This window comes from Holdemanella sp. DFI.5.55 (assembly GCF_020593575.1).
Taxonomy (GTDB): Bacteria; Bacillota_I; Bacilli_A; order Erysipelotrichales; family Erysipelotrichaceae; genus Holdemanella; species Holdemanella hominis.
In genome coordinates, this window is the sequence record NZ_JAJDMK010000465.1 from 1 (window position 1) to 213 (window position 213).

The following is a 213-nucleotide window of genomic DNA, read 5'->3' on the forward strand; positions in this document are numbered from 1 at the left end:
CTCGTCGGTGCCCTTTTGGAAAAGACCGGGGCTGCACTCAAGATGGCAGACTGCGTCGTTCGGCTTGTTGGGAAAAACAATACGTCTCTTGCCGTCCTCATTATGGGTTGGATCGTATCCATCCCTGTCTTCTGTGACAGTGGTTTTGTTATTCTGAACCCGATCCGGAAGGCTTTAGTGCGCCGTACGCATGCTTCTGGTGTTGCTACTGCT

1 pseudogene is annotated in these 213 nt (G+C 52.1%); it reads left to right on the plus strand.

From position 1 onward, the window contains the following. A pseudogene (locus LJE08_RS14820) lies at positions 1 to 213 on the plus strand (GntP family permease); the annotation flags it as partial.